Genomic DNA, 3,952 nt, shown 5'->3' on the forward strand with positions numbered 1-3,952 from the left:
CAGTTCCAATGCCATCCTTTTAAAAGATTCGTCAAACACCCGTCGTTTTCTCATAGTCAAATTTAGTTGAAATATTAAATCTGCCTATTTCTGCCTCCAAACAAATGTAGCAACGTCAAAGTTAATTAGTTTGCTCGATGACGATGAGGATCGTGATGATAGTATTCGCAAAGTAAAAAAACGTTTTCAGTCAATTCCCAATACAGGTTTAATGGACTTATGGTTGCAACGTATCACTTATACCTATAATCGTAATGAGCCCTATAATGAGCTATTATGCAAGATTGTAAGTGGAGACATTGTAAGGATATGGAATTCTGACTGGTTGAGGCCGGAGTTAGGAATTTTAATTGATCCAACAAAAATAATAGATCATGCAGTGTTAGACACGATGAAGCCAGTAATTAAGTCGAACGAATTTTCCTTATTCGATACATATCCTGTGTGAAATTTTTATGGTTGTACGTTTCTTGAACACCATAGCACCTTTAATTATTCATTGCTTAGCCCTTAGTAACTTTTTCTGCGGATGTGTCTTGTCCGTACTTCACCAAGAGTTAGGCGTACATATATTTGTTTATTTCAATGGAATATTTACTTTATCGAAAGTCAATTTTTTGAATCCATAAACTTGACAATCCTTGTGCGACATGCTATATTTGTAACATGATCAGTTTGACTCAAAGAATAACACAACAGATACAGAGCCTGCCAGAAGATATAAGCTTTGGGTATGCTCAGTTAGGCATTGCTGGACAAGAGTACCAGTCAGCGGCCAAGGTTCTTGAGCGCTTGCAAAAGAAAGGGATCGTGAAAAAGCTATCCAAAGGTCTTTTCTACAAACCTCGAATGACACGTTTTGGAGAAAAGAAGCCAAATGAACAGCAGGTATTAAAGCATTATCTATATCAAAATGGAAAACGAATAGCCTATATCACGGGGAATTACCTCTATAATCAAATGGGATTAACGACACAGATCCCTGTTGTTATTCAGATAGCAAGCAGAGATAAACGGATTTTTATCAATAGGGGAACTATCCGGGCCACAGCAGTAAAAAGTTATGTGGATGTAACGGAGAATAATTACCAGATGCTCGGGTTGCTAGATGCAATGAAAGATCTGAAACAAATTCCAGACATGGATATGCAAGCTACCATATCGATTTTCAAGAACCGGATATCTCAATTGGATGAGGGGAAACTGGGAGAGCTGATAGGATTTGCGCTAAAATACCCGCCTCGAGTTCGCGCATTGCTAGGGGCTATCTTGACCGTGACGGATACCAAAATAGATATTCAGCCATTACAGAATAGTATTAATCCGCTTACTACGTTTGTACTTGGCATTGATAATAAGGTACTAGCTTCTGTGTCGAAATGGAATATTCAATGAGATTACCTATAATGGCCCTTTAAAACATTGGTTTTTAGAAAACTACCCGATCCTGTATTTGATCAAAAACACACTTTTAATGATAAACGAAAGGCTTTCTTCGGTTTAATGGCGAATGCTTAAAAATACTGAGTAGTTTGACATAAAAACCCTAGTTAATGATCTGGGATAATTTGTCAAAGGATAAAGGAAGTAAAAACCAAGTATTGAAAAATATAGACGGGTAAATTGCAATATTTTATTGTAATAGTATAAGTAAATATAGGTGGTGCAACAAAACTTGCGTACATTTACAGGTTATAAGCAAGCCAACAAGACATTTACAACTACGATAAAACGATTTAACGAAGTGGGTCTTTTTTGGTAATATATGGGATATACATGTTTTCAAAACTAATAAAATTAACTTTTGCAATTACCGCTTATGCACCGATCATACTGATTTGGTGGGTTGTCAGTGTTTATAGTATATTAGATTCAGGTGGTTATATAAAATTTATTGATTTTTCCAATTTTAAATTTATCGATTTGCTCAATAGGTTGCACTTAATTTTCATTTTTATAATATTGGTTTTTATTTGTTGGTATATTCTTTTCTTGGCTAGAAATAAACTAACTAGAAATAGTATAGAAGTGAAGTCTATAAAAAGTTCAGACCTAAATATGAATGTTTTGATTTTTAGCTATTTCCTGCCTTGTATTGAGATTTACAAAAAAGATAATGTTTATTTGATTGGTTGGTTTTTGGCTCTTTGTATTATTGTTTATATAAATAAGGGAACATACTTCCACAATCCACTCATGAAATTATTTGGATATAGTTATTATGAAATAGTTACAAAAAGAGAGGTAACATATTTGATGATTTCAAAACAAAAACTAAAAAACACAAACGATATAAAAGTATATTCTCAATTAACTGATTTTGTTCTTTTAAACTCCTCTAATTAAGAAAGTATAGAATATGCCAAACCCAACTTGCAATTTTTTCGCAATATTAAAAGATAATACAGTAAGAAAGATTGACTTACTACAGACAATCACCTCTGACATTAGAGATGTTTTTATAAATATTGGTAGCTCCATTTTAAATGATGATGTTGAAGAAATATTATTTGATGGCAACTTTAATATTCAAGATGAAGAAATTCTATATGTAGAAATGGAATTGCCTGGTAATGTAATTGAGACGAGTTCAAATCCAATTGGATTACAAGTTTTAGATTTGGAAACTGATGATATTAAAACACTATTTTGGGTAGAAAATAACATCTATTATTTTCAGAATTTTGATAAAAGGAAATTATTGCAAAACAAAAATGTAATCTTTTGGGATAAAAATACTTTTAATAAATTAACCAGTAATGCTTTGATTGTTGATAATATTGTTAATGCCATTCATAAGACTAATAGACTTTACTTTAAGTCATACGCAAATGCAAATAAGATATTTAGTCTACTATCATTTTTTGAAGCGGCAAGCGATGAAGTTATTGACCAGTTTGCAACTAATGACAAATTAACAGTTGATGCAGTTTGGCTAAAGGAAAATGGGAACACCATTATCAAAAAGCAAATTACTTTAATACAAAAAAGTAATGTATTAACTAATGCAGACACTAAAAAAATTAAAAGTTCTGCAAATAAATTCAATTTAAAAATTGAATTAGTGGACGGGAAATTGATTTTACCTAATGATAAAAAACAATGTAAAGACATTCTTTCCTTTTTGAATGAACAATATTACATAGGTTTGATAACAGGAAAAAAATTTAGAACAAACTCAAAAAGAGAAGCATAAGTGCTTCATTGTCTTCCAGAACGCACTGCCTCTAAATGCGACTTGAACACTTATTGGGTTATAAGTGGCATCATTCGATAATCTTGAATATCTTTAGTCCACCTTGTTTGATAGCTGAAACATCGTTTCCGTAGCTTTCTCCACAGCACTGCTTGCGGCATCTGGAATGCGCCATTTGTGCCGAGATCAATCAAACTCCTCAATCCTTGCATCACATATCTGTAACATTTCTTCGATGAGTTTTTTCGCTTGATCAGGGTAGTCTATTCCATCAGGTAACGCCGTTCCAGGCAGAGCCTGCTTTAATTTGATCAATGTTTCCTCTATCAAATTTTCTGCATCTGTTGCTCTTAATCCCATGGTGGCGGCAACAGTCATAAAGTCTCTTCTTTTAATGCGATTGGCTTTTCCATTCAGCTTAATCGCCATGGTATCATTTTGGAGATTTGGAAATACGACGGTTGACACAAGATCATAGATCGGAGCCATGCGGATTGATTGAAACGCTTTCTGGCCTGGTAAAGCAGTTTTGAGAACAGCAATGTTTTTTAGATGCATATCTCCATCAGCGATGAGCCATGCAAAAAGGGCTCTTTTTAGCAATGTGAGCAAATCTTCAGTAGGGGATGTTGAAATGCTGTTCCTAACCGCTTGAATCATTGGACCAGTTTGTAGCCTCAAAACGAGAAACAGATATGGTATTAGAAATGATTAAAAATGCACGCCTGAGTTCATCGGGAAGAAAGTTGCTTACCT

The 3,952-nt window shown here is 33.9% G+C and carries 4 protein-coding genes; 3 read left to right on the forward strand and 1 reads right to left on the reverse strand.

The features are described 5' to 3' along the window. Positions 1–666 precede the first annotated feature (666 nt). The 3 genes from RB622_RS29860 (at position 667) to RB622_RS29870 (ending at position 3,196) form a co-directional block, all read left to right on the forward strand. Positions 667–1,395, forward strand: coding sequence for a DUF6088 family protein (locus tag RB622_RS29860; protein ID WP_308050501.1), 729 nt, complete (start codon positions 667–669; stop codon positions 1,393–1,395). A 381-nt stretch (positions 1,396–1,776) separates the two neighbouring features. Next, on the forward strand, positions 1,777–2,346 hold the full coding sequence (locus tag RB622_RS29865; protein WP_308050503.1) for a hypothetical protein: 570 nt from the start codon (positions 1,777–1,779) through the stop codon (positions 2,344–2,346). 13 nt (positions 2,347–2,359) lie between these two features. Beyond that, positions 2,360–3,196 carry a hypothetical protein gene (locus tag RB622_RS29870; RefSeq protein WP_308050504.1) on the forward strand — a complete coding sequence of 279 codons (837 nt, stop codon included), beginning with the start codon at positions 2,360–2,362 and terminating at the stop codon, positions 3,194–3,196. Between the two features lie 186 nt (positions 3,197–3,382). Here the strand turns inward: RB622_RS29870 and RB622_RS29875 are convergent, their stop codons facing one another. Continuing rightward, on the reverse strand, positions 3,383–3,856 hold the full coding sequence (locus tag RB622_RS29875) for a HipA domain-containing protein (RefSeq protein ID WP_308050506.1): 474 nt from the start codon (positions 3,854–3,856) through the stop codon (positions 3,383–3,385). Positions 3,857–3,952: the final 96 nt, after the last annotated feature.

Source organism: Dyadobacter sp. LHD-138, assembly GCF_030929615.1.
In the GTDB taxonomy this organism is placed as follows: domain Bacteria; phylum Bacteroidota; class Bacteroidia; order Cytophagales; family Spirosomataceae; genus Dyadobacter.

Bases quoted from the DNA above. Each gene is read 5' to 3' on its own strand.
- RB622_RS29860 (WP_308050501.1), top strand. From the start codon at position 667: ATGATCAGTTTGACTCAAAGAATAACACAACAGATACAGAGCCTGCCA.
- RB622_RS29865 (WP_308050503.1), top strand. From the start codon at position 1,777: ATGTTTTCAAAACTAATAAAATTAACTTTTGCAATTACCGCTTATGCA.
- RB622_RS29870 (WP_308050504.1), top strand. From the start codon at position 2,360: ATGCCAAACCCAACTTGCAATTTTTTCGCAATATTAAAAGATAATACA.
- RB622_RS29875 (WP_308050506.1), bottom strand. From the start codon at position 3,856: ATGATTCAAGCGGTTAGGAACAGCATTTCAACATCCCCTACTGAAGAT.